The sequence below is a fragment of the Pseudomonas sp. CFBP 13727 genome (genome assembly GCF_014841915.1).
GTDB classification, from domain to species: Bacteria; Pseudomonadota; Gammaproteobacteria; order Pseudomonadales; family Pseudomonadaceae; genus Aquipseudomonas; species Aquipseudomonas baltica.
In genome coordinates this window covers 12,573-38,652 of sequence record NZ_JACYUT010000001.1, presented here as the reverse complement: position 1 = coordinate 38,652, position 26,080 = coordinate 12,573, and the positions used below count along the sequence as shown (strand labels likewise).

General features: G+C 62.5%; 22 protein-coding genes. 4 read left to right on the top strand and 18 right to left on the bottom strand.

From position 1 onward, the window contains the following. Positions 1–140: 140 nt before the first annotated feature. The 4 genes from IFT76_RS00170 to IFT76_RS00155 form a co-directional block, all read right to left on the bottom strand. Positions 141–533, bottom strand: coding sequence for a VOC family protein (locus IFT76_RS00170; protein WP_192057051.1), 393 nt, complete (start codon positions 531–533; stop codon positions 141–143). Between the two features lie 214 nt (positions 534–747). Then, a complete protein-coding gene (locus tag IFT76_RS00165; RefSeq protein WP_192057050.1) occupies positions 748–2,109 on the bottom strand; it encodes a CitMHS family transporter in 1,362 nt (453 codons plus the stop codon). A gap of 84 nt (positions 2,110–2,193) precedes the next feature. Then, a complete protein-coding gene (locus IFT76_RS00160; RefSeq protein ID WP_192057049.1) occupies positions 2,194–2,898 on the bottom strand; it encodes an RraA family protein in 705 nt (234 codons plus the stop codon). 10 nt (positions 2,899–2,908) lie between these two features. Further along, positions 2,909–3,790 (bottom strand): DUF1932 domain-containing protein, encoded by an 882-nt coding sequence (locus IFT76_RS00155; protein WP_192057048.1) that lies wholly within the window; start codon positions 3,788–3,790, stop codon positions 2,909–2,911. A gap of 229 nt (positions 3,791–4,019) precedes the next feature. Here IFT76_RS00155 and IFT76_RS00150 point away from each other — a divergent pair, with 229 nt between their 5' ends. After that, positions 4,020–5,963 carry a sigma 54-interacting transcriptional regulator gene (locus tag IFT76_RS00150; RefSeq protein WP_192057047.1) on the top strand — a complete coding sequence of 648 codons (1,944 nt, stop codon included), beginning with the start codon at positions 4,020–4,022 and terminating at the stop codon, positions 5,961–5,963. A 25-nt stretch (positions 5,964–5,988) separates the two neighbouring features. On the opposite strand, the gene IFT76_RS00145 is transcribed toward IFT76_RS00150, so the two are convergent. The 6 genes from IFT76_RS00145 to pstS form a co-directional block, all read right to left on the bottom strand. Continuing rightward, on the bottom strand, positions 5,989–6,543 hold the full coding sequence (locus IFT76_RS00145) for a hypothetical protein (RefSeq protein WP_244647846.1): 555 nt from the start codon (positions 6,541–6,543) through the stop codon (positions 5,989–5,991). A 92-nt stretch (positions 6,544–6,635) separates the two neighbouring features. Continuing rightward, entirely contained in the window at positions 6,636–7,337 is a 702-nt protein-coding gene (locus tag IFT76_RS00140) for a hypothetical protein (RefSeq protein WP_185793303.1), read from the bottom strand. 44 nt (positions 7,338–7,381) lie between these two features. Then, complete coding sequence (pstB, locus tag IFT76_RS00135; RefSeq protein WP_010210300.1) at positions 7,382–8,143, bottom strand: phosphate ABC transporter ATP-binding protein PstB; 762 nt, start codon at positions 8,141–8,143, stop codon at positions 7,382–7,384. Positions 8,144–8,219: 76 nt separating this feature from the next. After that, the gene (pstA, locus tag IFT76_RS00130) at positions 8,220–9,113 is read right to left on the bottom strand and encodes a phosphate ABC transporter permease PstA (RefSeq protein WP_122477974.1); all 894 of its coding nucleotides are present in this window, start codon (positions 9,111–9,113) and stop codon (positions 8,220–8,222) included. Beyond that, the gene (gene pstC, locus IFT76_RS00125) at positions 9,113–10,078 is read right to left on the bottom strand and encodes a phosphate ABC transporter permease subunit PstC (protein WP_122477973.1); all 966 of its coding nucleotides are present in this window, start codon (positions 10,076–10,078) and stop codon (positions 9,113–9,115) included. The genes pstA and pstC overlap by 1 nt, the downstream gene beginning before the upstream one ends. 76 nt (positions 10,079–10,154) lie before the next feature. Next, positions 10,155–11,186, bottom strand: a complete 1,032-nt coding sequence (gene pstS / locus IFT76_RS00120; RefSeq protein ID WP_122477972.1) for a phosphate ABC transporter substrate-binding protein PstS — start codon at positions 11,184–11,186, stop codon at positions 10,155–10,157. 237 nt (positions 11,187–11,423) lie between these two features. Here pstS and IFT76_RS00115 point away from each other — a divergent pair, with 237 nt between their 5' ends. Together IFT76_RS00115 and ycaC are read left to right on the top strand one after the other, a co-directional pair. After that, positions 11,424–13,832: a DUF3772 domain-containing protein gene (locus IFT76_RS00115; RefSeq protein ID WP_192057046.1), complete on the top strand. Its 2,409-nt coding sequence runs from the start codon at positions 11,424–11,426 to the stop codon at positions 13,830–13,832. A gap of 114 nt (positions 13,833–13,946) precedes the next feature. Next, the gene (gene ycaC, locus IFT76_RS00110) at positions 13,947–14,573 is read left to right on the top strand and encodes an isochorismate family cysteine hydrolase YcaC (protein ID WP_192057045.1); all 627 of its coding nucleotides are present in this window, start codon (positions 13,947–13,949) and stop codon (positions 14,571–14,573) included. Positions 14,574–14,641: 68 nt separating this feature from the next. Here the strand turns inward: ycaC and IFT76_RS00105 are convergent, their stop codons facing one another. The 8 genes from IFT76_RS00105 to IFT76_RS00070 form a co-directional block, all read right to left on the bottom strand. Next, complete coding sequence (locus IFT76_RS00105) at positions 14,642–15,511, bottom strand: EthD domain-containing protein (protein ID WP_192057044.1); 870 nt, start codon at positions 15,509–15,511, stop codon at positions 14,642–14,644. 98 nt (positions 15,512–15,609) lie between these two features. Then, positions 15,610–16,302, bottom strand: coding sequence for an RES family NAD+ phosphorylase (locus IFT76_RS00100; protein WP_192057043.1), 693 nt, complete (start codon positions 16,300–16,302; stop codon positions 15,610–15,612). After that, positions 16,296–16,700, bottom strand: coding sequence for an antitoxin Xre-like helix-turn-helix domain-containing protein (locus tag IFT76_RS00095; protein ID WP_122715433.1), 405 nt, complete (start codon positions 16,698–16,700; stop codon positions 16,296–16,298). The genes IFT76_RS00100 and IFT76_RS00095 overlap by 7 nt, the downstream gene beginning before the upstream one ends. Positions 16,701–16,789: 89 nt before the next feature. Further along, positions 16,790–19,168 carry an ATP-binding protein gene (locus IFT76_RS00090; RefSeq protein WP_192057042.1) on the bottom strand — a complete coding sequence of 793 codons (2,379 nt, stop codon included), beginning with the start codon at positions 19,166–19,168 and terminating at the stop codon, positions 16,790–16,792. A 132-nt stretch (positions 19,169–19,300) separates the two neighbouring features. Next, entirely contained in the window at positions 19,301–20,314 is a 1,014-nt protein-coding gene (locus IFT76_RS00085) for a hypothetical protein (protein ID WP_192057041.1), read from the bottom strand. Positions 20,315–20,317: 3 nt separating this feature from the next. Then, positions 20,318–20,569: an acyl carrier protein gene (locus IFT76_RS00080; RefSeq protein WP_122477958.1), complete on the bottom strand. Its 252-nt coding sequence runs from the start codon at positions 20,567–20,569 to the stop codon at positions 20,318–20,320. Then, on the bottom strand, positions 20,562–22,484 hold the full coding sequence (locus tag IFT76_RS00075) for an HAD-IIIC family phosphatase (protein ID WP_192057040.1): 1,923 nt from the start codon (positions 22,482–22,484) through the stop codon (positions 20,562–20,564). The genes IFT76_RS00080 and IFT76_RS00075 overlap by 8 nt, the downstream gene beginning before the upstream one ends. Before the next feature lie 38 nt (positions 22,485–22,522). Beyond that, complete coding sequence (locus IFT76_RS00070; RefSeq protein ID WP_192057039.1) at positions 22,523–24,070, bottom strand: MBOAT family O-acyltransferase; 1,548 nt, start codon at positions 24,068–24,070, stop codon at positions 22,523–22,525. 802 nt (positions 24,071–24,872) lie between these two features. On the opposite strand from IFT76_RS00070, the gene IFT76_RS00065 reads away from it, so the two are divergent. After that, a complete protein-coding gene (locus tag IFT76_RS00065; RefSeq protein WP_192057038.1) occupies positions 24,873–25,955 on the top strand; it encodes a glycosyltransferase in 1,083 nt (360 codons plus the stop codon). Positions 25,956–26,080 lie beyond the last annotated feature (125 nt).

Genomic DNA, 26,080 nt, shown 5'->3' with positions numbered 1-26,080 from the left:
GGGCAGCGTGGTGTGTCAGGGAAATTGGCGTGCGCCCTTCGCGGTCCATGACCGCTCCTACAGGGAGGCACACCCACGGGGCACATGCACGGTGTGCATGTAGGAGCGGTCTGTGGCCGCGAAAAGGCCGGCGCGGTGTATCAGGCTGAAGGCGCTTGAAGGTATTCGGATATCTCGACGAGGTTCAGGTCTGGATCGCGGACGTACACCGAGCGAATGGGGCCGGCGGCACCAGTGCGCTTGACCGGCCCTTCGAGGATGGGCCACGGATGACCCTCAAGCCGTTCGATCACCTGCTTCAGGCTGCAACTGGCGATGAAACACAGGTCCAGTGCACCGGGCACAGGCAAGTGCGCCTTGGGCTCGAACTCATGCCCCCGCACATGCACATTGATTTTCTGATGGCCGAAGCGAAACGCCACGCGCCCTTCCCCAAAGGTTTCCAGTCGCATGCCCAGCACGTCGATGTAGAAACCCTTGCAGGCCTCCAGATCGATGGTAGTGAGGACGATGTGGTCAAGGTGATCGATCATCTAGGGCCCTTTTCATTTACGGTACCTGACTCAACGATCCAGCGCATCGCGCTACGCTGGCCCGCGATTGGTCAATCATGCCGAACGCGTTGAACCCGTGCAAAGTCAGTGCGCAGGTTACACCCCTGCACTTGATGTCTACCAATAGACCATCGCCCGCCACAGCCGTTTAATCGACGTTCACCGTCGGCGCGGTGAACGTCCATGGGCAGCCTCAACCGATTGGCAATTGACCGGTGACGATGGCCGTGACCAGGAAGATCCCGAACATCGGCAACGACCACTTGAAGAACTCCTTCTGGTATTCGCCGAAGGTCATTTCGGTGCGGTTCATCAGCAGGAACAGCCAGGCCACCGTAGGGCTGGCGTAGCGCAGCGCCTGGCCCATGAACGAGGCGACGCCGATTTCAGTGGGCGTGATGCCGAAGCTGTAGGCAATGGGCGCGACCACCGGCAGGATACCGAAGTAATAGGCGTCCACCGGCAACGCATAGCAGGCCAGGGCGCCGAGGAACGCAAAGATCAACGCCGTATGGCTGCCCATCGACTCGGGAATCAGGCTGGCCATGTGCTCGGCCACCGCACCCGCCATGCCGCTGCCATTGAAGATCCCAAGAAAACACCCTGCCGCCAGAATGATCGAAGCCACTGCCACCGCATCGCCGCCATTGGCAGTGATCCGCTCACGCTGTTCCACCGCGGTGTAGTTGACGGTCAGCGCCAGCGCCGTGCCCAGCATGAACACCACCGCGCCACTGGCCCAGCCGGCGATCAGGATCACCAGCATGCCCACCGTCAACGCCAGGTTGAAGAGAAACAGCTTGGGCCGCTTGAGCTCTTTGTCGTGGTCTTCGATGACCGTGACCATCTCGGCAATCTGTTGCGGGGTAACGATGACTTTCTCGCCGGCGACGAAGCCCAGGCGCTTGCGCTCCTTGATGCCCATCAGGTACGCCATGCCGAACACATAGATGAACGACACCCCGAGAATCGGCAGGATCGCCACGAACAGCGTGTTCACCTCAAGGTTGAGCACTGCGGCTGCGCGCGCCAGCGGCCCACCCCACGGCAGGCAATTGCCCAGCCCGCAAGGCAGGATGATCAGCATGGCCAGGTTGGACAGCTTCATGCCCATCTGTTTGTACAAGGGCAGAAAGGCGGTGGTGATGATCAGGATGGTGGTGGTGCCGTCGCCATCCAGGGTCACTACCGACGAGGTGAAAGCGGTCACCAGAATGATCTTCAGCGGGTCGCCGTTGGCCTTGCGGATCAGGTAGGTACACAACGGATCGAACAGCCCCACGTTCATCATCAGGCTGAAGTACAGCACCGCGAAAAGAATCATCACCGTGGGGTTCACCGTTCCCAGGGAGATCTTGCCGTCCGCTCCCTGGGAATAGAACAGGCCTTCCTTGATCCACTTGATGATCATGTCCAGCGGCACGCCGCTGAGCAGGCACACCAGCACGCCGACCGCCAGCGAAACCACGATCAGGCCGGTAAAGGGCGAAAGTTTTTGCTTGATCACCAGCAGCAGGAACGAGGTGATCAACGTATAGCCCAGAATGGTCAGCATCCGAACGTCTCCACATATTATTTTTATCGAGAGAGGCAGCGTCTGTTGCGCAGGCTCGGTCTTGGCCACCGAGCCTGCGGGGCCCTACTGGCCCTGCAGCAACCGGGTGACCCAGTCAGGGGCCAGCTCCGGCAGTGGCTCGCCGTTGTCGCGGCAGCGGACGTACTGGTCGATCACCTCGCGACGCTGTTCTTCATAGATGCTTTTCTTTTCCGACGCTTCCAGCACTTCCAGCAGCCGCGCGCGCGGTACCACGGTGACACCGTCGTAGTCACCGAACACCAGGTCACCGGCGGCCACCTCCACACCGGCGCAGGTAACAGTGGTGTTGATCTTGCCTGGCCCCTGCTTGCCGGGGCTGCGCTGCATGAAACCCTTGGCATACACAGGAATGTCGAGCTCGGCCAGCGGCAGCTTGTCACGCACGCAACCATCGATGACCAGCCCGGCAAGGCCAACGGCCTGCGCCGCCCCCGCCATCAGATCACCGATGTACGCACGCCCGGGATAACCCTTGCCAGCGACCACCAGAACATAGCCAGGCTGCCCCTGGTACACCGCCACGTGGATCGGAAAGTTGTCGCCATCTTCGGTGTCCACGGTGTAGGCGGTGCCGAGCATGACCTTGCGGTCGTCCAGCGGCATCAGATCGGCGTCCATGGCGCCGTTGCGGGCAATGCCGAGCTTGGCCATGCCATCGCACAGCTGTGCGGGGCTGAGCTTGCGGAATCGGTCGAGCAGGTCCTGGGGAATCAGCTCGGGCAGGGGCAGGTAGTGTTCGGTATTCATGGCGTCTTCCTCAGGAGTGTTTGACCATCTGGCGAATGGCGTCGCGGTAACCGAGATCGCTGCCATCGGCGCCCAGCAGGGTTTGCCAGTCGGTGGCGGCGAGCTTTTCCAGCTGCTGGTGGCTGGCCCTGGACATGGTGGCGTCGACCCCGGCGTCTTCGAGGGTGGTGACCACGTCGTCCATCTCGGCGCTGCGCCGTTTGGCGTGGATCAGCGTGCGCGCAGTGAAGGTGTTGGCCAGTTGCTCGACGGTCTTGCCGTTGAGCGATTCGCCGAGGGAATCGACCAGCGTGTCGAGCACTCCGAACTTCTCCCCTGCCTGGAAGGCTTCGAGCAGCAGTTGCGGCAGGCCTTTCATCACCACGCTTTTGAGCATCTTGAGCGCCGACGCGGCGCCGGCCTCGGCGTCCAGCACGGTCAGTTGCATGCCATAGGGAGTGAACGCGTCGGCGAACGCACGTGCACCCTCGCCGGCCAGCAGCATGGGTACGCGATGGTTGTTGCCAGGCACCGTGCCCATCACTGCAGCGTCGCAGAAGGTCACGCCGGGGGCCTTGGGCAGCGCGGCGATGGCTTGCTTGACGGTGGGCGCGGCCGAGTTCATGTCGACATAGGTCTGCCCGGCCAACAGCAGCGGCAACACGCGCTCGGCCACGGCCAGTGCGCTGCTGGCACTGGTCAGGCAGGCCACGAAACGTGCGCCCTGGCAGGCGCTTTCCAGCGAATCGAAGAGTGTTACGCGAGCGTGCTCGGCGCGCTGGCGGATCGTCGCGCCGCGCTGGGGGTCATCTGCCTGGGCGTCGAAGGCGCCAATCTGCAGATCGCCCTGAGTGCGCAAACCGGTGGCAAGGTGGTAGGCCGCTTCGCCAAACCCGATGAAAAGCAGTTCCATCAGCGTGTTCCTTGTTTGTATTGTTATTGATTAGGTTTGAGCAAGGCCTGTGCCAATTTCCGAAGAGAACTCTTTTACACTTTTCAATCAATGACTTGCAGCAACAAAGCACCAGAACGGTTTAACGATTGCATTGCAGCAGCATTGCATTTCATTGCAAAACCTTTCATCAGCCTTTAGCGTGCAATGACTACGCTCCAACAACTGCCCATCCACCAGGAGCGATTCCATGCTCGGCAAACTGGCTGTCATCTCTCCGTCCACGACCCTTACCGCGGTGATGAATCAGGTGCTGGAGAAACGTGGACTGCACGTGGCCGTGGTGGAAGCCGCGCAACATCAGGCGGTACTGATGGCGCAACGGGTGATCGACGAAGGTGCCAGCGTCCTGATCAGCCGTGGCAAGACCGCCAGCGTGCTGCGCGAGCACTTTCAGGTACCGATCGTGGAGGTGCGCCATACGTTCTTCGACTGCATCAATGCCTACCATAAAGCCTTGGTGGTGTCGGACCGCATCGCCTTCCTGGCCACCTCCGACGGCTATGCTGCGATCCTTGCGAAGGCAAGCCCGTTCATGCCAGCGGTGACCATCTGCCCGATCGACCCTTTCGGCAGCGCGCAAAGCACCGACGCGCAACTGGACCGCTTGCAGGAACAGGGTATCGAGGTGGCTATCGGCGGCTTGTCCCTGGAGCAGGCCGTCAAAGCTCGCGGCCTGCACTACATCATGTCCGACGCCGATGCCGACGCCGCCTTCGATGCCATCGACGAAGCCCTGCACCTGCTGCGCATCGAGCAGGAACGACTGCACAAGCGTCTGGAGCTGCAGGGACGCTACGAGATGATCCGGTCCATCCTCGACTGTGTCTCCGAAGGCATCTTCAGCATCGACAGCCACGGCGTGATTACCAACATGAACAGCGTTGCCACCCACTACCTGGGCAGCGTGCGTTGTGGCGACAATGTGGCCGGCCTGCTGGCGCAGGACTACTTCGGCCGTGTGCTGGGCAAGGCCGAAGCGGTGCGCGGTGCCTTGATCAACCTGGGGCGCCTGTCACTGACCCTGAGCATCGCGCCGATCACCTTGGGCGACCAGGTGATCGGCGCCGTCGCGACCCTGCAGAAGCAGACCGAAATCAAGGCCATCGAGCAGAAGATGCGCCGTCAGCTGGCGCGCCAGCACGTGGCCGAGAATACCTTCGCATCGATCATCGGCAGCAGCCCGGCACTGGCCAAGGCCAAGCGCCTGGCGCAGACCTTCGCTGCGGTGGACAGTACGGTAATGATCGAAGGCGAAACCGGTACCGGCAAGGAGTTGTTCGCCCAGAGTATCCACAACGCCTCGAAGCGGCGCCATGGCCCGTTCGTGGCGATCAACTGCGCCGCCTTCGCCCCCGGCGTGCTGGAGAGCGAGCTGTTCGGCTACGTGAAGGGGGCGTTCACCGGCGCCTTGACCGAGGGCAAGGCCGGGGTATTCGAGCTGGCCCACACCGGGACGATCTTTCTCGACGAGATCAGCGAAACCTCGGCGGAAATCCAGCTCAAGCTGTTGCGCACGCTGCAGGAGCGCAAGGTAGTGCGTATCGGCGACGACAAGGTCACGCCCGTGGACATTCGCATCATTACGGCCAGCAACAAGCGCTTGCCGCAGTTGGTGGCGCAGGGGCTGTTCCGCGAGGATTTCTTCTACCGCATCTGCGTACTCAAGCTGCAGCTGCCTGCCCTGCGCGAACGGCGCCAGGACATTCCCGAACTGGTGGCCCACTTGCTGGTCAGCTTCGGCATGCCAGCCGCCGTTCCTGGAGCAGCCCTGCTGGCGCGCCTTAGCGAGCATGAGTGGCCAGGCAACATTCGCCAGCTGGGCAACATCGTCGAGCGCCTGGCGGTCATGGGCCAGGGCCGCGAAATGAACGGGGCGTGGGTGGAAGAAGCGCTGGTAGACCTGCCTTCGCCCGCCCAGCCCCTACCTCAAGCACCGCCGACGCTGAACCGCAGCGAACGGCAGGTCCTGCTCGAGGCGTTGCACAGCGTGCGGGGCAACCGCGAACAGGCCGCCCGCTTGTTGCAGATCAGTACCACCACGCTGTGGCGGCGCATGAAGAAGTACCAGGACCTGGACCCGGATGCATTCGCGGTGACCCGTCTGTGCGGGTCCCAGGATGCATCTGCCTAGCGCCAGGTTGCGGCGCTGGAATAGCTCAGGAGTAGGCTTGGGAAATCTGCCCCACCGGCTGTTTGTGGCGCAGCGTCTGCTGTCGCGCCAGCTGCGCCTGGACCGTGGCTACCGCCTCGAGCACGCGGTGCGTCCAGCTCTGGTCATCCGGGCGCACCACGACCACGCGAAAACCATGCTCGTGGCCTTCGCTCTGCACGCCCTCGGAGTCGTCGACGTGCAGGTCGATGTCGAAGGCCGGCGGAAACTTCGAAGGCGAGAGGCTCATGCCATGGCTGGCCAGGGCGCGGCTGTGGACTTCGCTGTTGACCACGCCGTCCACGCGGATACCGTGCAGCAACAGCCAGCGCTTGATATAGGCCGGTGTGCGCCCGGAAGAGGTATACACCCAGATGCTGCAGCCCTGACGACGCAGTTCCCGCGTCAGCGAGCGGGTACCGATGCGCAGCGGCTCGCCCAGCCAGCGGTGCACGAAGGCCGGCAGCCAGGTCTGTTCGGCTTCGCTGTGATGGGGCAGGCAGGCCAGGGTGTCGTCGATGTCGAACGAGATACGCACGCGCGGACGGTTGAACGGATTCATCGGATTGAGACCTGTGATCGCTTGCCACATCGGATTGGGCGACGTTTGGGTTGAAGCGCTGCGGTCGCATCCGTCAGCGCGGTGTGTCTGATTCATCGGCCCCTGCCCTCGTGCATGGCCAGCTGCTTGTGGCTGAGGAAGAACTTCTTCGGGTCCGGTGCCTGCTCTTCGAGGAAGGCGGCGTATTTCTTCTTGATCTTGGGCAATTCGTAGAGCGCCTTGACGCCATGCTTGGCGGAGTTGCGGATCACCGACGAAGGGTTGAAATAACCCTGCGCATTATCCAACGACAGCACGAAAGGCGGAAGCCCGGCGCGGATCAGCAGATAGCTGACGATCAGCGAACCGGTGCGATTGTTGCCTTCGATGAACAGCTGCGGCTTGCTGAGGATGCGCACGTAGACGCCGGCGGCGCGCTTCCACACCGACTCGCTGCGGTACGTGCAGTACCAGTTGTACAGATCCTTGATGCCACCTTCGGTGTTGTTGAAGAAATGCTCTTCGGTGGCGGCCAGATGCTGGGCAAACTCCACACGCCGCGCCGGATCACGCCCGCACAGCACGGTGGCATTGATTTCCAGCATCAGGTTCACCTGTTGCAGGTCGAACAGGTCAACCCCTGCTGCCACGTATTCGTCGACCAGGGCATAGCCGGCCAGGACGTTCTCCACCACTTCGTCCGTCAACGGATCACGCTGCTCGGTGAAGTGCTCGCTGAGCTCGGCAAAGCGGCCCTGCACTTCGCGCAGGGCTACTTCGATGGCGGGCAGATCAAGACGACGCGTTGCAGACATGAATGTTCCTGGACTCGATGGGTGAAACGGCATCCTGCCGTTGTCTAGCTGAACTTGCCGCTGATGTAGTCGCCAGTCATCTGTTCGCGCGGGTTCTCGAAGATCTGCGCGGTCGGGCCCATCTCCACCAGGTAACCGGTGCGGGTCCCCTGGGAAATGTCCACCGAAAAGAACGCGGTGGTGTCGGCGACGCGTATTGCCTGCTGCATGTTATGGGTTACCAGCGCGATGGTGTAGTCCTTCTTGAGCTCCACCATCAGCTCTTCGACGCGGCGCGTGGCGATCGGATCGAGGGCCGAGCAGGGTTCGTCGAGCAGCAGCACTTCAGGCTCCGTGGCAATCGCGCGGGCGATGCACAGGCGTTGCTGCTGGCCGCCGGACAGCGACAGGCCGCTGACCTTGAGCTTGTCCTTGACCTCGTCCCACAGCGCCGCGCCCTGCAGCGCATGCTTGACCCGATCACCCAGGTCGCCCTTGTAGCGGTTCAGACGCAGACCGAAGGCGACGTTGTCGAAAATGCTCATGGAAAACGGGTTGGGCTGCTGGAAGACCATGCCGATGTAACGGCGCACCACCACCGGATCCACGCCCTTGCCATACACGTCCTGGCCGAGGAAATGCACGTGGCCTTCGAAACGGAAGCCCTTCACCAGGTCGTTCATGCGGTTCAGGCTGCGCAGCACGGTGCTCTTGCCACAACCCGAGGGACCGATGAAGCCGGTGATCTTGTTCTTCTCGATCGGTACGTGGCTGTCGCGCACGGCCATGAAGTTGCCGTAGAAAATCTTGTCGAGCTTGCAGTCCATGACCACAGGTGCCTGGGTCGCGAACGGGACGGCTTTTTGCACGGATAGTACACTCACAATATAGGTGCTCCCATTCTCAGAACTTGGGCTTGCCGAAAACACGACTGACAATGTTCACAAACAGCACGATCATCACCAACACGAGGGAGGCCGCCCAGGCGAGCTCCAACTGGTTGTCGAAGGGCATGCCGGAAAAGTTGTAGATCAGCACGGCCAGCGACGCGGTGGGGTTCATCACCGCCAGGTTGCCTTCGTGGTAGATCCAGTAGTTGCTGAACAGCGCGGTGAACAACAGCGGAGCGGTTTCGCCCGCAGCCCGTGCCACGGCGAGCATGACCCCGGTGAGGATCGCCGGCATGCCGGTGGGCAGGATGATCTTCCAGATCACCTGCGAGCGCGTACAACCCATGCCATAGGCGGCGTCCTTCATCACCTTGGGCACCATCTTCATGGACTCCTCGGCGGTCAGCACCACGATCGGCAGCATCAGCACGGCCAGGGCCACCCCGCCCGCAGGCGCGGAATAGGTACCGGTAGTCATCACCACCAGCGCATAGGCGAACACCCCGGCCAGAATCGACGGCAGGCCGGTGAGCATCTTCGCCGCGAATCGCGCGGCGTTGGCCAGTTTGCTGTCGGGCCCCAGCTCGGCGAGGAACACCGCTGCCATGATGCCGACAGGTACCGCGATCGCCGCCGCGATACCGACCATCACGAAGGTGCCGGCCATGGCGTTGCCGAAGCCGCCGCCGGTTTCGAAACCGGTCGGTGGCAGCTCGGTGAACACTTCCAGGCTCAGGCGCGCGCCGCCACGGGTGATCAACATGTACAGCACCGACAGCAGGGGCACGCTGGCGATCAGCGCGCCGCTCCAGACCAGTGTGGTCAATACCAGGCTGCGCAGGGCGCGGCCTTCGAACTTGCGCTGCAGGCTGGGCAACGCGGCGGTAGGCGTACTCAGGCTTGTCATTATTTGCTACCCCGTTGCGCGTAGACCATGAGCATGGAGCCGATGAGGTTGACGATAAGGGTGATCAGCATCAACACCAGTGCCGCGTACATCAGCACTTCGATCTCGCTGGGCCCGGCCTCCGGGAAGTTCAGTGCCAACAGCGCTGCCAGGGTGTTGGCCGGAGCGAACAGCGACAGCGAGATGTTGTTGGCGTTGCCCACCAGCATGGCCAGGGCCATGGTTTCACCCAGGGCTCGACCCAGGCCCAGTACCAGCGAACCGAAGATACCGGTTGCCGCCGAGGGCACCATGACCTTCAGGATCGCTTCCCAGTGGGTAGTACCCATGCCGTAGGCGGCTTGCTTGGTTTTCATCGGCACGGCGGTCAGGGCGTCCTGGGACACCGCAGCGATGGTCGGCAGAATCATGATGGCCAGCACCAGCGCAGCTGGCAGCAGCCCGGGCCCGCTCAGTGATGTGCCGAAAAAGGGAATCCAGCTCAGTTCGGTGTGCAGCCAGGTGGTCAGCGGGCGAATCGCCGGGATGACTACATAGATGCCCCACAGGCCGTAGACGACGCTTGGAATGGCCGCGAGCAGTTCGACGATTGTGCGGAATACCGCCGCCAGCTTGGCAGGCAGGAAATCCTGGGTCAGGAAGATCGCCATGCTGATGCCGAAGAAACCGGCGATGACCAGGGCGATCAAGGCGCTGTACAGCGTGCCCCAGATGGCCGGGAGAATGCCGTACTTGCCTTGGTTGACATCCCACACGGTGCCGAACAGCACGTCGAAGCCGTGTTTTTCCATGCCGGGCAGTGCCTTGCGCCCTACTTCGAATACCAGGGCAAATACCACGGCCAGAATCAGCACCACACCGACGCGCGCAAGCGCACGGAACGTGCGATCGACCAGAAAGTCCTTCGTCGAAGGCGGCTGGCAGGCTGAGTCCGGGTTATCCGGTACAACGAAAGGGCTGTTCATTGATTAATTCCGGGGTGTGGAAGTAGACCCCGCCCGACCCGGCGGCGACGCCTGGAAGGGAGAGGTCTTGCGCATGTCACTGGATGTTGGCGCTGGCTTTGCGAACCTGCTCGACGACCGACGGCGGCAACGGGATGTAGCCCATCGAATCGGCGATCTTCTGGCCTTCGGTCAGGCTGTACTCGATCATGTCGCGCATGGCCTTGGCCTTGGCGGGATCTTCGTTCTGCTTGCGGAAGATCATCCAGGTGTAGGTGGTGATCGGGTAGGACTTCTCACCTTCTGGATCCGGCAGCCAGGCCACCAGGTTTTCCGGCATCTTCACCGCAGCGAGGGCTTCGGCGCCGCTTTCGGCATTCGGTACCACGTACTTGCCGGCCTTGTTCTGCAGCTCGGCGAAGTCGACCTTGGCCAGTTTGGCGAAGCCATACTCGATGTAGCCGATCGCGCCAGGGGTCTGGCGAACGGTGGCGGTCACGCCGTCGTTCTTGGGCGACTTGATGAACTTGTCACTGGCAGGCCAGTTGACGGTGTTGCCCTCGCCCAGGGTCTGCTTGAACGCCGGGTTGATGGTTGCCAAGTGCTTGGTGAACACTGCGGTGGTGCCACTGGAGTCGGCGCGCACGACCACGGTGATCGGCATGTCGGTGAGTTTCAGATCCGGGTTGGCAGCGACGATCTGCGGATCGTTCCACTTGGTGATCTTGCCCAGGAAGATGTTGGAGTAGACTTCACGCGGCAGTTTCAGGCCCTTGGGGCTGCCCGGCAGGTTGTAGGCCAGGACGATCTCGCCCGCGGTCATCGGCAGCAGTTGCGCGCCTTCGGCAACCTTGGCGATGTCTTCATCTTTCATGGCCGAGTCGCTGGCAGCGAAATCGACGGTCTTGTTCAAAAAGTCCTGTACGCCCGCACCGCTACCCTTGGACTGGTAGTCAACGGTAACGCCAGCGGTTTTCTTGCTGAAGTCCTTGAACCAGGTGAGGTAGATCGGGGCCGGAAAGCTGGCGCCGGAGCCGGTCAGCCGGACGCTTTCGGCAGCGAAGGCCATGGAGCTGGCGCTGAGCGAAACGGCAACGGCGAGCGCGGCAGACTTCATCAAACTTTTCATCTAAGGAACTCACTGAGATAAAGGGCAACGGAACTGTGCACAGCTTTTGTTACGGTTTGATGAATCCGACGACCGGCAGTGACTCTTTCGCGGACGACGCGTGCGTAAATCTCATCGAGTTGTTGTAACCTCGCCCGGCGCCAGCGCAGGCGATGCCTGTTGCCATGGCTCAGGCCTTCATCATTTTTACGCCTGGTTGCTCGCCGGAGCTGGCAACCGCTCAAAGAGAATCCGAACATGCGGCATTCCATGATCAACCGTTGGTGCATGGGCTTGCTGGCCCTGTGCCTGTGGGCCACCCTGCCCGCCCATGCCGAGCCTGCCCCGGCACCGCCGGCCAATACCGCCAGCGCCCCGGTCGAAGTGCTGGCCACACCCGCACAGCTCAGCGACCAGCTCGACCAGATTCGCCAGAAGGTCTCGACTGCCGCCAACGATGACCTGCTTGCCAGCCTGCGCCAGGCAGCGCTGCAGGTGCAGCGTCAGGCCGATGCGTTGCTGGCTCGCCAGGGCGTGGACATGGGGCATCTGGATGACCAGCTCAACGTGCTTGGCGCAGCGCAACCGGAGGAGCCGCAGACCCTGACGGCCCAGCGCCGCACGCTGGCCAACCAGAAGAAGGCGTTGACCACCGACCAGGCCGATACCACGGCGTTGAGTACCTCGGCCGGTGACCTGGCGATCCAGATCCTCAACCTGCGGCGCAACCTGCTGGACACCCAGATCAGCACCCGGTCCGCCAGCCCCTTGAGCTCCGCGTTCTGGTCCAGCCTGATCCAGCCCACCGATGACGACGTCAGAAAGCTGGGCAGCCTGTGGCAGGACGTCTCTCAAGTCTTCGACAGCGCCCTGGCACCCGGCTCGCGCGGCACGTTCATCACGATCGTGCTGGGCGCCCTGCTGATATGGGTGGTGGCCCGACGGCTGATCGAGCGACTGCTGGTGCGGGCCATGATTCGCTGGTTCCCCGAAGGTCGGTTGCGCCGCAGTACGCTGGCCATGGCCACAGGGCTGACCACGGTGCTGACCATCAGCGCAGCGACCTCGCTGCTGCAGTGGGGCATCGTCAGCCATTCGCAACCCAGCGCCAATGTGTTGAACCTGATCGAACAGGTGCAGACGCTGATCCTGTTCTGCGCCTTCATCGTCGGCATGGGCCGCGCCCTGCTGATGCTGCCCAACCCGTCCTGGCGCCTGCCCAACATTCCCGACCCGATCGCCAGCGCCATTGGCAACCTGCCAGCCGTGCTCGCCCTGGCCTTGATGTTCACCGGCACTTTCGAACGGATCAACAGCGTGATCGCCAGCAGCCTGGCGCTGTCGGTCGCGGTCAACGGCCTGACCGCGCTGCTGGTGGCGTCGATCTTCGTCTACGGCCTGGTGCGTGTGCGCCAAACGCGTCGCCGCTTCACTCTCGAGCGCACCGCAGGCTTCGTCGGCCTGATTCCTTTCATCCTCTCGGTGTGGATCGGCATCATCGTGCTCGGGCTGTTGAGCGGTTACCTGACGCTGGCCTATGTACTGACCGTCAAGTTGCTGTGGATCAGCCTGGTTACCTCGACCGCGTACCTGTTGACGGTGTTCTTCGTCGACATCTGCGAAACCCTGCTCTCGCCCAAGCAGTCCGGCGGCCAGGCCCTGGGCGCCATGCTCGGGCTGTCGCCACGGCATCAGGCCCAGGCCAGTACCCTGCTGGCCGGCGTGGGCCGAACCTTGCTGCTGTGCGTTGCGCTGATTCTGGCCTTCATGCCGTCGGGATCGAACCCCAGCGAACTGCTGGCCAGCTTCGCCCGGCTGGACGTGGGCAGCAAATCCCTCGGCGCCTTCAACATCGTGCCGGGCGATATCCTCATTGCGGTGCTGCTGCTGGTCGGCGGTCTGTTCAGCATCCGTGTCCTGAAGAACTGGCTGGGTGACCGCCTGCTGCCGGAAACCAACATGGACGCCGGCATGCGCGCCTCGCTGGTGACCCTGGTCGGCTACATCGGCTTCGTGCTGTTGGGTATCGCGGTGCTGTCGACGCTGCGCATCAGCCTGACCAACCTGACCTGGGTGGTCAGCGCGCTGTCGGTCGGTATCGGCTTTGGCCTGCAGGCAATCGTGCAGAACTTCATCTCCGGGTTGATCCTGCTCACCGAGCGGCCGGTCAAGGTCGGCGACTGGGTCAGCCTGGCTGGCGTGGAGGGGGATATCCGCCGCATCAACGTGCGCGCCACGGAAATCCAAATGGGCGACCGCTCGACGGTGATCGTGCCCAATTCGCAGTTCATTACCCAGAACGTGCGCAACGTGACCATGGGCAACGCGCTGGGCGTGGTGGGCATCACCCTCACCCTGCCGCTGGACACCGACGTGCTGAAGATCCGCGAGCTGTTGATGACTGCCTATGCCGAGCACGAAGCGGTCCTGGCCGAGCCGGCTCCGTCGGTCACCTTCAAGGACCTGACCAGCGCTGGCCTGCTGATCAGCGTCAGCGGCTTCGTCAACAGCCCGCGTTCGGTGGGAACGGCGCGCAGCGACCTGCTGTTCACCATCCTTGACCGCCTGCGCACCATGGGCGTAGCGCTGTCGGCGCCACAGAGCATGTTGCTGATCAACGAAAAGGGCGAAGCCAGCCCCGCCCCGGAGAATGGCTCGATCAGCTGATTGTCACCCGGTAGTGGACAGTGAAACGCTGTCCACCCGATTTATCCTCCCCAGGGTCGAAGCTAGTCTAGCCTCAGTTTCAACACACCCCCAGCGAACCGAGAGGACCCGACCATGACCCACACGACCTACAACCGCCTGAACAAAGACGATGCCGTAGTTCTGCTCGTCGACCATCAAACCGGCTTGATTTCGTTGGTGCAGGACTTCACGCCGAACGAGTTCAAGAACAACGTTCTGGCCCTGGCGGACCTGGCCAAGTTCTTCGAGCTGCCGATCATCCTCACCACCAGCTTCGAACAAGGCCCGAACGGGCCGCTGGTGCCAGAGCTCAAGGAGATGTTCCCGGACGCGCCCTACATTGCGCGTCCCGGCCAGATCAACGCCTGGGACAACGAAGACTTCGTCGCTGCCATCAAGGACACCGGCCGCCGGCAGATCATCATCGCAGGCGTAGTCACCGATGTGTGCGTCGCATTCCCGACCCTGTCGGCGCTGGCCGAAGGCTTCGAGGTGTTCGTCGTCACCGATGCGTCCGGCACCTTCAACCACACCGTGCAGCAGGCTTCCTGGGCACGGATGTCGGCAGCGGGCGCACAGTTGATGAACTGGTTTTCGGTGGCGTGCGAGCTGCACCGTGACTGGCGCAACGATATCGAAGGCCTGGGCAACCTGCTGTCCCAGCGCATACCCAACTACCGCAACCTGATGAACAGCTACTCGGCCCTGGCCAACAAGTAAGGCAAAAAAAAAGCTCCTCCTTGGCATAGGGCTAAAGAGGAGCTTTCGTGCATCCGGAGTTCGGGTTATCAGCTCGGATGCTGTACGAACAACGCGCTTACATCCGACGTAAGCTGGTTGGTGGCGCCCAGGTAATCGATCAATTCTGCGGCACGGCTGCCCCGCAGGCCTGCCGTGGTGATCTTGCCGTCATGGACGTACGTGTACACCCCCGACACGGCGAACGCCTTGAGCTGGGCAATATGCCGAGCCTGCTCGGCCTGCGATTGCTGGAACTCGTCACTCTGGTAAAACCGTCGACGCGCCAGCGGGCTGACGAAGGCGATCTCCAGCACGGCCAGCTGTGCCCGCACCGGTGTCGCCTTATGCGCCACATCCGGGGCCGGTGGGTGCATGCCATCGTTCTCGAAGGGCGCACACAGGTGCAGGCGCACCTTGAGCACCGCATCGCTGGCTGCCAGCAGCGGGCCCAGCTTGTCGCGCAGGTACTGATGCAGGCTTTCCAGGGTGCCGCGCGGGCTCAGGTGCAGGTGAATGCGATCGGCCTGATCCAGGCCATTCATGACTTCGTCGCCGGTGCGGTTGACCAGATTGATCGAGCCTTCGGGCAGATCATAGGCCAGGGTTTCCTCGAACATGTTCTGTTCGTCGCTGAACAACAGCGAGCTGGCGTCCTGGAACTGCTTCTGGTCAGCCGCAGACAGGAAACCGATCTCTACCCCGCCGTCGAGCTCGTAGTCGCTGATTTCCTGGATACCTTCGGCCAGCGGCCACAGATGGGCATCCTGCTCGCGGGAAAGATGGTGCTGGATGTACAGGCCCAATCCCGGCAGCCGTGCGCACAGCGGACCATGCACGTCGCGCCAGTAGTGGGCGAATATGTCGTGCGGTACCCGTGGTCGACGTTTGACGGTGGTGTAGCTGTTGATTTGGATCATGGGGCACCCGTGGGATTGAAAACAGTGTCTGTTCAGAGCCCGGTGACGCCGCACGGGTTCAACCTGACTGGGTGCAATGACGGGCGAACGGTACGCCGCTAGGGATTGGAAATCCGGTTGACGCTGGTGATCCCGCCGTTCCAGATCATTTCGTAGTGCCCCGCCTGAATGATCGAGGCAACAGGCCTGGGCGTCATCAATGCCCAGCAATGGCTGCCCGGCGAGCGTACCGAGTGGTATAGCAAGCCCGTGGCGCCCAATTGCCGAACGTGCGCACCCAGCGCATTGGCGGCGCTGTAGTCGTCCGGGGCGTAGACCGGGTCTTGCAACGACAGCCCGGTGGCATCGCGGCAAGCGGCATCATTGAAAGCGCAGACCAGGCTGCGGAAGACGAAACGCTCGTAGTTCAAGCCGGCCACCTTTGCCCAGTAGCGGTTCTGATGGTGGTGCACTTCGGCAATCGCCGTCTCCACCGTATCGGCCAGGTACAGCACCCCATAGCTGCCATCACTGAAGCGCGAGCCATCGGCATTCACATGGGTGAACGGCGCCGTGGCGTAGGAACAACCCACGATGCCGAACGGAATCTGATCCAGGGGGATCAGCTGCAATGCGCCGACCTCGTTCTGCAGCCTGGGATTGGTCAGCGCCTGGAGTCGATAGAGCATGTCGAACTCATCGGCATCGGCGACATCGTCGAACAGCGCGATGGGCGGAAACCGCGAGTTCACCAGGCGATAAGCCTGCACGGCAGCACCGGCCACGGCAGGCAATCGAGCGGCCGTCACCATTGCGCGCCACGCAAGGCGTCCACTCGACGAAAGGTTTCGTAGAGTGAGATGAAATCGCCCTGGGCCATCACCTCGAGCGGTTTGCGGCCGTTGAAGAAAGCGTTGGCGTTCTCCATGTTGGCAAAGCCATAGACGTTTTCCGGGTTATCGAAGATCGTGCGCAAGGCCGCGTGAATGTTCAGAACGAAGCTGATGCGATGCATCTGGTCCATGTCCAGGCTCACCGACCATTGGGCATCGCCCTGCCGGCCACGGCTATAGGTGCTGCGCGAGATGCGCAGGATTTTGCAGGCCTGCTCGCCCGACGCATTCCATTTGTCCAGAATGCGCAAGGCGGTGCGCAGACCCGCCACGCATTGGTCGCGGGTGAACTCGGCGGTTTGCAGCGAGGCAGTCATGGTCAGGCCCTTTTTATGATCTACAGATCAAACATTAGCACTTATAGGTCTGCAGAATCAATCTTCGCACTCCATGTCCGGATATAAGCTCATGGCGATGGCAGCTTGTCGATGTCATCCAGTGCCCGGTAGACCTCATCCACCCCGTGCTGCCAGGCTTCGCGCGGCAGCGGCCACGCTTCCAGGCGCTGCTGCAGGTGCTCTGCGGCATCGGCCAGCATCAGCGCGCCCGCCATGCGCGCGGCCCCCTCCATGCGATGGGCCAGGCCGATGGCCGCCTGCAGGCGCTGCTCGTGCAAGGCCTGGGTCAGCTCGCGCAAATCGTCTCGACAGGTCGTAACCAGAAGCTGCTCAATCGTTCGCCGGGTCGCTGCATCGAGTGCCGGCGCAAGCGGCGCCACCGATCGCTCGGCGACCCTCAGGAACTGGCCGCAGACCCGTGCCAGCTCCGACAGCTGCAAAGGTTTGAGCAACACATCGTTCATGCCGCTGGCATAGCAGCGCTGCACGTGCTCGGGATCACTGGCGGCGGAAATGGCGACGATGGGAACGTGCCCGTAGCCGCCGGGTATCTGCCGGATCTTGCGGGCCAGGGCGTAGCCATCGAGGTCCGGCAGCTGGCAATCAAGCAATACCAGACCCAAATCGTCATGCGCACTGAGGGTGCCCAGGGCCTGCGTACCACTCCCGACCACTTCGCAGCGATAGCCCAGCAATTCCAGTTGCTGGGCGATGACACGTTGATTAAGCACATGGTCTTCGACCACCAGTACCGTCTTGCGCAGCGCCACCAACGTGTCCACCGCAGCGGCAGGCAGCGCCGTTGCCAGTGTCGGCGACAGCGCTTGCAGCGTCACCGGCAACCGGCAGCTGATTACGGTGCCGCAGCCCACTTCGCTGTGCAGGGCGATGCTGCCACCCATGAGCTGGATCAGCTCGCGGCAGATGGCCAGACCCAAGCCGCTGCCCCCGTAGCGCTCGGTCGTGCTGCCATTGGCCTGGGTGAATGCTTCGAAGACAGCGTTGTGGCGATCCGGCGCGATGCCGACACCACTGTCGCTGACGCGGATCTCGAGCCATCCGCCTGCGCCCTTGGCCGTGGCCGTGGCCGTGGGGCGGCATTCGAGGGCCAGGCTGACCTGGCCATGGTGGGTGAACTTGACCGCATTGGAGAGCAGGTTGGTGAGAATCTGCCGCACGCGCAGGCGATCGACTCCGAGCAGCGTGTGATCGAACCCCAGCGCGCGGTAATCCAGGCGCAGGCCTTTACGCTCGGCTTCCAGGCGGTACAGCTCGGCGACGCTGCGGCCCAACGCGGCCAGGTCGGTGGGCTGCAGGTGCAGACGTACCGCGCCGGCGTCCAGGCGCGTGATCTCCAGAATGTCGTCGAGCAGCTCCAGCAGATTCACGGCCGAATCGTTGGCCAGGCCAACCCACTGCTGTTCACGGGCACCCAGATGGCTGCGGGACAACAGTTCGATGGCCGACAGCACCGCATTCATCGGCGTGCGAATCTCGTGGCCGAGCATGGCCAAAAAGCGCGCCATGCGCCGTTCGCTGCGTTGCGCGCGGCGTTGCGCCACGCGAGCGCGGCGGGCCAGGGTGGCGAGCAGCAGCAACAGCCCGAGTCCGACGACGATTTCCAGCCAGTAATACTGCGCCAGGGTCTGCCAGGTGGGTGCGCCGAAATCGGTCTGCGCCAACCAACGGTCATAGATATCATCGGTGGCCTTGGAGGTGAGGCTGTCCAGCGCCTTGTCGACGATGGCGCGCAACAGCGGCTCGCTGGGTGTCACGCCCATGGCCAGCACCACCGGCATGTCGGCCACCACGCCGGCCAGGTGCAGGCGACCGGCATACTTGCGGCGCAACACCGGTTGCAGCACGGCGTCCAGACCGATTGCCACGTCCGCGCGTTGTTCGGCCACCGCGGCCAGGGCCTGTTCGGCATCACCGAGCAACAGCAGGCGAACGTCGGGATGGTGCTGGCGAAGGTAGTGTTCATAGCCACCACCGCCTTTCACCGCCACGGTCTGCCCTGCCAGGCGGCCGGCAGTGAACAGCATGGGCTTGCCGGCGCGGGTGATCGCCACCGTCGCGCCAAAGAAATACGGCTGGCTCAACAACAACTGGCTGCGTGGCTGTGCGTCGAGCAAACGCTCGGACACTGCCGAAGCCAGCATCAGTCGGCCGCTGGCCAGGCTCTGCTGCGTTGACTGCCAGTCGGGACTGGGCACGCGGACCAGACGCAGGCCGGTGGTGCGCTGGATATGATCGATGTAGTCACGGGTCAGCCCCTGATGCTGGCCATTTTCCACGTACTCGATGGGCCAGTAGGGATCCACCGCATACTCCACCACCGGGTGGTCACGAATCCAGCCGCGCTCGGCCTCGGTCAACGCCAGCGTTCGAGCGTCGAGCGAAGCGCTGTAGCACAGCGCGATCAGGGGAACGGCCCAAGCCTTCATGGTGCAGCTGTCCGTGGGGTGCGTACGGGCAGACTAGCAGGGCCGAGACATGACAGGTTTTTAACGTTTCGGGGGAATGTGAACGGTTATTTTCAGCGCCGAAGCTCCCCTCCCAACAGCCCGTGGCGACGGCTATTGGCGTTGCACCACCGCCACCTCGGCAACCGGCGCCAGGCGCGCCGCAAGGTCGACGGACAGCGCCTGAGCCGCGCTCCAGCGCAAGTGAATGGCATCGACGAAGGCGGTTTCGCTGACCTGGTATTCGGTATCGGCGTTCCACAACTGCGCGCCACTGCGATCCAGAGTCTGGCGCAGGGCACTGTCGAACGCGGCCAGCAGGCGACCGTCGCCATCGTTTTCGGCCTTCCACTGCGGATGCAGCGGAGTCGCCACCACGGTCAAAGGCCGCCCTTCGCGCTTGAGACGCTGGGCCAGGCTGTCGAGCGCGGCGAAGCAGGTCGGGTCGAGCGCGTCGGGCTGGCCGTACAGCAGCGCGCGAGAATTGCGGGTGTCCAGCGGGCCGTCGCCGTAACGGTTGAACACCAACGGGTCGAACTCGACCTGCCCGGCGCGCTGGGCCTTGACCGTGCGTGCGTTGCGCAGCAGCGAGCCGGGGGTGAAGTAGCGCATGTAGGGCAGCCAGGCCGAGCCCTGTCCGTACACATAGGCATCGGCGTCGCGGCGGTCGAACACGGCCGCGGCAACCGTGCTGCAACCCGCGAAGTCCAGTGGGTCGACGATCATCAGCACTTGCTCGACGGTGGTTTCGCGGTCCAGCAGCCAGTTGGCGACGTACACCGCCTGGTTGGCGCGCAGTCCGCAGAACGCACCATTGAGAGGCCGCACCCCAGGGGCCTTGTCGGCGACCGTCTGGCCGTCGAAGTGCCGCCACGCGACCGACGAACCCACCACCAGCAGGTTCGGCGCCTGCGCCGGGTGCTCACGCATGAACGAGAGCTTTTCGTCCGCACACAGGCTGTTGGAAAACGCCGGCGGCGGCAGGTTGCCGGTGGCGCGCAGCCCCAGAATCAAGCCGGCGAAAAGCGCCAGACTGCCGAACAGCCCGACACCCATCCAGATCAGGTAGGCAGGGCCCATCGCGGCGCCCGCAGGCGGCGATGCGTGTGGCTGTGCGGTCGTTTGCATCGGTCAACTCCCGGAAAGTTTGCTTTCGATCAACTGAGTGAATTGGCCGACGTTGCGCAACGACTCCAGTTCCGCGGTGCGGAACTTGATGCCGAAGCGCTGCTCGGCGGCGACGATCAGCATCACGTGCATCTGGCTGTCCCAGCCCTCGACCTGATCGGCCGTGGTGTCGCTGCTCAGCACCAGGCCTTCGTCGTCGAACAGGTCACGGAACAGGTCGGTCAGTTCGTGCAACACGGTAGTGGTTTCAGTCATGGCGGATCTCGATGTGATGGTTGAACGTGGAAGACGCGTTCAGTGGGTAACGCCACAGCGTGGCCGGCGAACTGGCATCGGGGTTCGGCGCATGGACGAAGCCCAGCTGCGGATAATGTTCGGCGACCATCGCATTGCGCTCGCTGGGGCGGTATTCGCCGATCAACGCGCTGTAGCCGGCGGTAGCGGCGTATTGGGCAAGTACCTGCAGGGCCGCCTGTTCGGCCTGGCGGCCCAGCACACGGCAGCTCATCAGCCAGGTGTCGATGAACAGCTCGTCGTCGGCACAAGTGGTGTCGGGGCGCGCCAGCACCACGCTGATCAGGCCGTTGTCGCCGAACTTGTCGGTCAGGCGCAGGCTCAAGGCGACCGCGCCGGGAGTGTCTGCCAACTGTTGCACCTGCACCTCGCTGTAGCGCCGCGTGCTGAGGTTGAACTGGTTGGTCTTGTTGATCAGCTGCGTCGCCCGCGCCAGTTCCGCAGTGCCTATGGGCCGCGCCTGCATGACCATTTCCAGGCCCTTGAGGTAACCGGCCATGTCAGTGGCCTGACCCAGCGCCGCCTGGCGTTCGCCGTTGGCCCGGTAGGTCTGGACACGGGCGCTGTCGTCGGCAGTGAAGGCAATGGCCTCGAAGTAACCCGCGGCAGCCACCCGTGCCGGGTAGTCGGCGACGTCATCGGGCAGCTCTGGCACTGCCACCTGGGGCAATTCGCGGCGCACGATGTCGCGTTCGGCAGGGTTGTCGTCGACGAACACCAGGCTGTCCAAGCCGATGTTCAATTGCTCGGCGATGCGCCGCAGGTTGCTCGCCTTGTCTTCCCAGTTGGCCACGAAGGCGGCGATGTCGCTGCGCTTCAACGCCATTTCCGGATGATCGAACGCCGCCTCGGCTACCTGCATGTCGTTCTTGCTGCACACCGCCAGGATCACACCGCGGCGCGCCAGCTGCGCCGCGTACTGCTGGAAAGCGAGGAAGGCTTCACCGGTGGCACTGCCCTGCCCCAGGTACAGGCCGTCGACCCCGTCGTCACCCACCACGCCGCCCCACAGGGTGTTGTCCAGGTCCAGCACCAGGCACTTGCGCGAGCGACCCACCACCGCGGCAGCGATGCGCGCCAGTTGGTCGCCATACAAGGGTGCCCAGATCGGACTTACCAGTTGCTTGGCCTGATGCCAGCGGACCGGGTTGGCCAGGCCGTCGCCGTACTGGCCACCGGCGGCACTCCAGGCCAGGTCCATGAGCAACACGCCGTCTTCGCGGGCGGCACGACGGATCTCGTTGTTCAGCCGTTCGAGCAAGGCGCGCGGCGAGCCTGGCACCAGCGCGTCGAAGTGCCCAAACAGCGCCGGGGTCGCGGGCACCAGGGTTTGCTGGATGACCTGTGCAGCGTAGCGAGCACGGGCCTGGCGCCAGAGCAGGCGCAGTTCTTCAACCCGCGCCTGCACGGCGTTTTCGGCCTCTTCGGCACTGGCATGCAGGGCGCAACTGGGTGGCGAATCCATGGCGTCGAGGGCGAGCAGAATGACCTGCGGGGCAAAAGCCTTCAGCGCGGGATCATCACCGAGCAACGCCTGGCGATACTGGCCATAGGGCGCCAGGTACACCGACACGCCGACCTGACGCTGCAGCGCGGCGACGCGGATACCCGGCAGCAAATGGTCCACGGTATGCGACGCCAGCACGGCCATGCGCAACGCGGTGAAGCCCGGTACGCTTTGTTCACCTTCACCAACGAGCAGCTCGATGCCCTGCTGCGCAAGGCGATCCAGGCGCAGCGTCTGGGTGAAATCGCGACGGTAGGCGGCCAGCCTCGCCGTTTCATACAGACGCGCCAGAGGATCGCTCAGCGACTTGGCGTGGGAAATCGCCGCACCCAGGTCGGGGTGTTGGGCAAGCCAGGCTAACTGTTCCATGGTCGGCACCTTGTGATTGATCAGAACGGGGCGATTGATCAGAACTGGAAGTAAAGGAATTCGCTGGGGGCAACCGAGAACGCCGTGGCCAGCGCGAAGAAGCCCAGCACGCCGATGCCCACGCCAACGGTGGCGCTGGGTTGCCAGGCACTGGCCGGCACTCGGCGCTGCAACCAGTGAAGCTCCGGCTTGGCGTTGAGGGCGGTGCGCAAATGGCCCATCCATTGCTGGATGTTCGGCAGCGTCCAGACGAACGCCAGCAAGGCGGCGATCATGATCAGGCTGCGCAGGTGGTTGGCCGCCAGTTGTGCCGGCAGCTCGCTCAAGCCGAGCATACCGCCCAGTACTGCCAGGGCACTGGTCAGGGTCGGCGCGCGGAAGAACACCATGGCCACCACCACGCAGGTGAAGGTCAGCAGCACGGCCGGTATCCGGTGCATCCAGCGATCACTGTCCACGGCCCAGCCCCGGCGAGCCTTCCAGGCGCGCCAGCCGTGCGCCACCACCAGGTAGAAGCCGTGCACCAGGCCAAACGCCATGAACTGCCAGCCCGCGCCGTGCCACACGCCGGAAATGAACATGGTCAGCACGGTCGGATAGGCCACCACCATGCAGAACGTACCCAGGCTCATCTTGCCGCGCTTGGGCATCGGCAATCCTGCCGCCATGCGTCGACGGGCGATGCGCAGCACGATCGGGTTGTAGATGTAGCTGGTAAGAAAGCGGGTCAGGGTCATGTGCCAGCGCGACCAGTAGTCGATGACATTGCGTGCCTTGAACGGGCTGTTGAAGTTGGCCGGCAGGCTGATGCCGAACAGCAGCCCCAGGCCGATGGCCATGTCGGTGTAACCGGAAAAGTCGAAGTAGATCTGCAGGGTGTAGCTCAACGCTCCAATCCAGGCCTCGTGCAGGGCGGGTACGGTTCCGTCTGCCGCCATGGCGAATACCGGAGCGGCCTTCTCGCCCATGGGGTCGGCCATGATGACTTTCTTGAACAGGCCCATCAGAAAGATACTGGCGCCAATGGACAGGTTGACCAGCTGCGGACGGAAGTTGTCGCCACGGCGAAACTGCTCGAGCATTTCCCGGTGGTGAGTGATAGGGCCGGCAATCAGATGCGGAAAGAACGTGATGAACAGGCAGTAGTTGACGAAGTCATGTTCAACCACTTCGCCGTCATGGGTGTCGACCAGGTAGGCAATCTGCTGGAAGGTGAAGAAGGAGATGGCCAGCGGCAGAGTGATGTTCTGCAGTGTCCAGCCCAGACCAAACGCTTGATTGATGTTGCCGAACAGAAAACCGGTGTATTTGAAATACAGCAACAACGCCAGGTTGGCGCTGACACCCATGATCAACAGTGCTTTGGAACGCGTACGCAGTAGTTGCCCGGCCAGTACATAGTTGAAGGCGATGCTGCCCAGCAGCAAAGGGACGTTGGCGGGGTTCCACCAGCCGTAGAACACCAGCGACGCCAAGGTCAGCCATATGGCAGCCAGGCGCTGGCGTCCCGTTCCGGCAAGCAGAAAGAACCCCAGCAAGACCACCGGCAGAAACCCGGCGATGAAGACCATCGAGTTGAACAACATCGGTAATACCCCACACGTGGCGCGACATTGAAAAGTCTTTCGGAACAAACGGTCGTCCAGATGCGCACACGGCCAGACGCCCCGCGCACATGTCCGGCTGGTGGCAGATTCATGAAACGGGGCAGTAGGAAAACGGTACTTTAACGGGGCACGAAGAAAGTTCACTGCCCCTGACGAACGGAAAGAAGAATGTCGCAAACTTATGCGCTGCGCAAGTCTTCCAACAAGAAGATAGTTCTTATCGCAAGCCGCCCTGTTAAAGCCGTTGAAATACAGCCAATTAGTTTTTTGACGCGCCTGATTTGGCGCACGGATTCTTGACAGATGGCCACGACAGAACATTGACTGCTATATAAATCAATGACCTACGCGAAAAACAAGGCAAATGTAAAATTTTTGTCAAAAATCATGATTCGCTGCATTGACTTACATGCCAGCACCACCTTAAATTCGCTTCAACGCCCATGAAACCTCGTTCCAGAGACTTTCCGAAGGCAAGAAGAGCGTCTAGCCGGTTCCGGTGAAAGCGCCATTCAAATAAATGAAACACCACGCCCACTGCGTTGCATGGACCGGCGGTAGCTTTAACTTCTGATTGACGGATTCAGATTGACGGATCCGGATTGACAGAGTTGAACTCGAAATGGAATGGGGCACAGAAATGTCGAGCACAAGTACAGAACATGCAGAGTTTTCGCCTCGCTTGAAACTCGTTTCAATGCGCTCCGCTGCAGCACGCGGAAAAAAGCATTAACCAACGGGCGGTGCAAACCCCCTCCTCTTTTCAAGCGAAGGCATCCACATGGTCGATACTCGGCAACAACACTCGACAATCCTCATTGATGGCTACTCCTACCTGGAAGTGTTCTCGGGTGAGCAAAAGAGCCCCAAAGAGGGGACGACCATCGTTACCGTGACCTACGGCGATCGCCTGGGTTACCTCGAGCAATTGGTCGGCGATGCCTTGAGCTTTGCAGACATCGACGAAGTACTGATCGTCAGCAACGCTGCAACCGCCCCGGTGGACCAGCTCGCCGAGCGCTGGCCGGGACGCGTGCGGGTCATACAGCTGGCGGAAAACAGCGGCTCGGCCAATGGTTACGCAGTGGGCATCGAAGCCGCGCTGGCCAATGGCGCCGAGTACATCTGGATGATGGACGACGACAACACGCCAACGCCGGCCGCGGTCGAGCTGCTGCACGCAGAGCTCAAACGCCTGGAAGGCGTGCACGGCAGCAGCCAGGTCGCCGTGCTGGGCTTCCGCCCCGGCCAGCAGGAGGACATCGCCCAGGGCGTACCACTGCGTTTCGCCACGCAGCGGCCTTCGAGCTACTTCGGTTTCCACGTTGCGCAGATCCCTTACAAACTGTGGCGCCGTCGCCCCTGGGGCAAGCGTCGCAGCAAACCGGCGGCCATGCTCAGCCTGCCCTTCGCGCCTTATGGCGGCATGCTCGGCCATCGCAGCCTGTACGAAAGCATCGGCGTGCCGCGCCGCGAGTTGGTCCTGTACGTGGACGACACCGAATACACCCGGCGTATCACTGCCAACGGCGGGCACCTCTATCTGCTCACCGATGCGGTCATCGACGAGCTGGAGGATTCCTGGAACAACAAGGCCAACACTCGCAACATCTATGAATCGTTCCTGCTGGGCAACTCGGATTTTCGCGCCTACTACTCGGCGCGCAACCAGGCCTGGTTCGACAAGCACGTGTGGCTGGCATCACCGTTGATGTACCGCCTGAACCGCAAGATCTTCAATTCGCTGCTGACTTACTTCGCTCGTCGCCGCAATGCCCAGGATCGCCTGGCGCTGCTGCAGCGAGCCATTCACGACGGCGAGAACTCGAAGCTGGGCATGAGTTCGACGTTCCCGCTGCGCTGATGACGTTTTACCCGGATTTTGCTTTGCCCTGATGGACCTGCACACCCCAGGCGCCGTCCCTGACCAAGGATCGCGGACGGCCTGCTGTGCCTAGCTGTTTCCTGCTGTTCAACTTTTCGAGAGTG

Bases quoted from the DNA above. Each gene is read 5' to 3' on its own strand.
- IFT76_RS00165 (WP_192057050.1), bottom strand. From the start codon at position 2,109: ATGCTGACCATTCTGGGCTATACGTTGATCACCTCGTTCCTGCTGCTG.
- IFT76_RS00105 (WP_192057044.1), bottom strand. From the start codon at position 15,511: ATGATCCAAATCAACAGCTACACCACCGTCAAACGTCGACCACGGGTA.
- IFT76_RS00065 (WP_192057038.1), top strand. From the start codon at position 24,873: ATGGTCGATACTCGGCAACAACACTCGACAATCCTCATTGATGGCTAC.
- IFT76_RS00080 (WP_122477958.1), bottom strand. From the start codon at position 20,569: ATGACTGAAACCACTACCGTGTTGCACGAACTGACCGACCTGTTCCGT.
- IFT76_RS00100 (WP_192057043.1), bottom strand. From the start codon at position 16,302: ATGGTGACGGCCGCTCGATTGCCTGCCGTGGCCGGTGCTGCCGTGCAG.
- IFT76_RS00160 (WP_192057049.1), bottom strand. From the start codon at position 2,898: ATGAATACCGAACACTACCTGCCCCTGCCCGAGCTGATTCCCCAGGAC.
- IFT76_RS00145 (WP_244647846.1), bottom strand. From the start codon at position 6,543: ATGAATCCGTTCAACCGTCCGCGCGTGCGTATCTCGTTCGACATCGAC.
- IFT76_RS00075 (WP_192057040.1), bottom strand. From the start codon at position 22,484: ATGGAACAGTTAGCCTGGCTTGCCCAACACCCCGACCTGGGTGCGGCG.
- pstS (WP_122477972.1), bottom strand. From the start codon at position 11,186: ATGAAAAGTTTGATGAAGTCTGCCGCGCTCGCCGTTGCCGTTTCGCTC.
- IFT76_RS00095 (WP_122715433.1), bottom strand. From the start codon at position 16,700: ATGACTGCCTCGCTGCAAACCGCCGAGTTCACCCGCGACCAATGCGTG.
- pstC (WP_122477973.1), bottom strand. From the start codon at position 10,078: ATGAACAGCCCTTTCGTTGTACCGGATAACCCGGACTCAGCCTGCCAG.
- IFT76_RS00070 (WP_192057039.1), bottom strand. From the start codon at position 24,070: ATGTTGTTCAACTCGATGGTCTTCATCGCCGGGTTTCTGCCGGTGGTC.
- IFT76_RS00115 (WP_192057046.1), top strand. From the start codon at position 11,424: ATGCGGCATTCCATGATCAACCGTTGGTGCATGGGCTTGCTGGCCCTG.
- IFT76_RS00085 (WP_192057041.1), bottom strand. From the start codon at position 20,314: ATGCAAACGACCGCACAGCCACACGCATCGCCGCCTGCGGGCGCCGCG.
- IFT76_RS00090 (WP_192057042.1), bottom strand. From the start codon at position 19,168: ATGAAGGCTTGGGCCGTTCCCCTGATCGCGCTGTGCTACAGCGCTTCG.
- IFT76_RS00170 (WP_192057051.1), bottom strand. From the start codon at position 533: ATGATCGATCACCTTGACCACATCGTCCTCACTACCATCGATCTGGAG.
- IFT76_RS00150 (WP_192057047.1), top strand. From the start codon at position 4,020: ATGCTCGGCAAACTGGCTGTCATCTCTCCGTCCACGACCCTTACCGCG.
- IFT76_RS00140 (WP_185793303.1), bottom strand. From the start codon at position 7,337: ATGTCTGCAACGCGTCGTCTTGATCTGCCCGCCATCGAAGTAGCCCTG.
- pstA (WP_122477974.1), bottom strand. From the start codon at position 9,113: ATGACAAGCCTGAGTACGCCTACCGCCGCGTTGCCCAGCCTGCAGCGC.
- pstB (WP_010210300.1), bottom strand. From the start codon at position 8,143: ATGGACTGCAAGCTCGACAAGATTTTCTACGGCAACTTCATGGCCGTG.
- IFT76_RS00155 (WP_192057048.1), bottom strand. From the start codon at position 3,790: ATGGAACTGCTTTTCATCGGGTTTGGCGAAGCGGCCTACCACCTTGCC.
- ycaC (WP_192057045.1), top strand. From the start codon at position 13,947: ATGACCCACACGACCTACAACCGCCTGAACAAAGACGATGCCGTAGTT.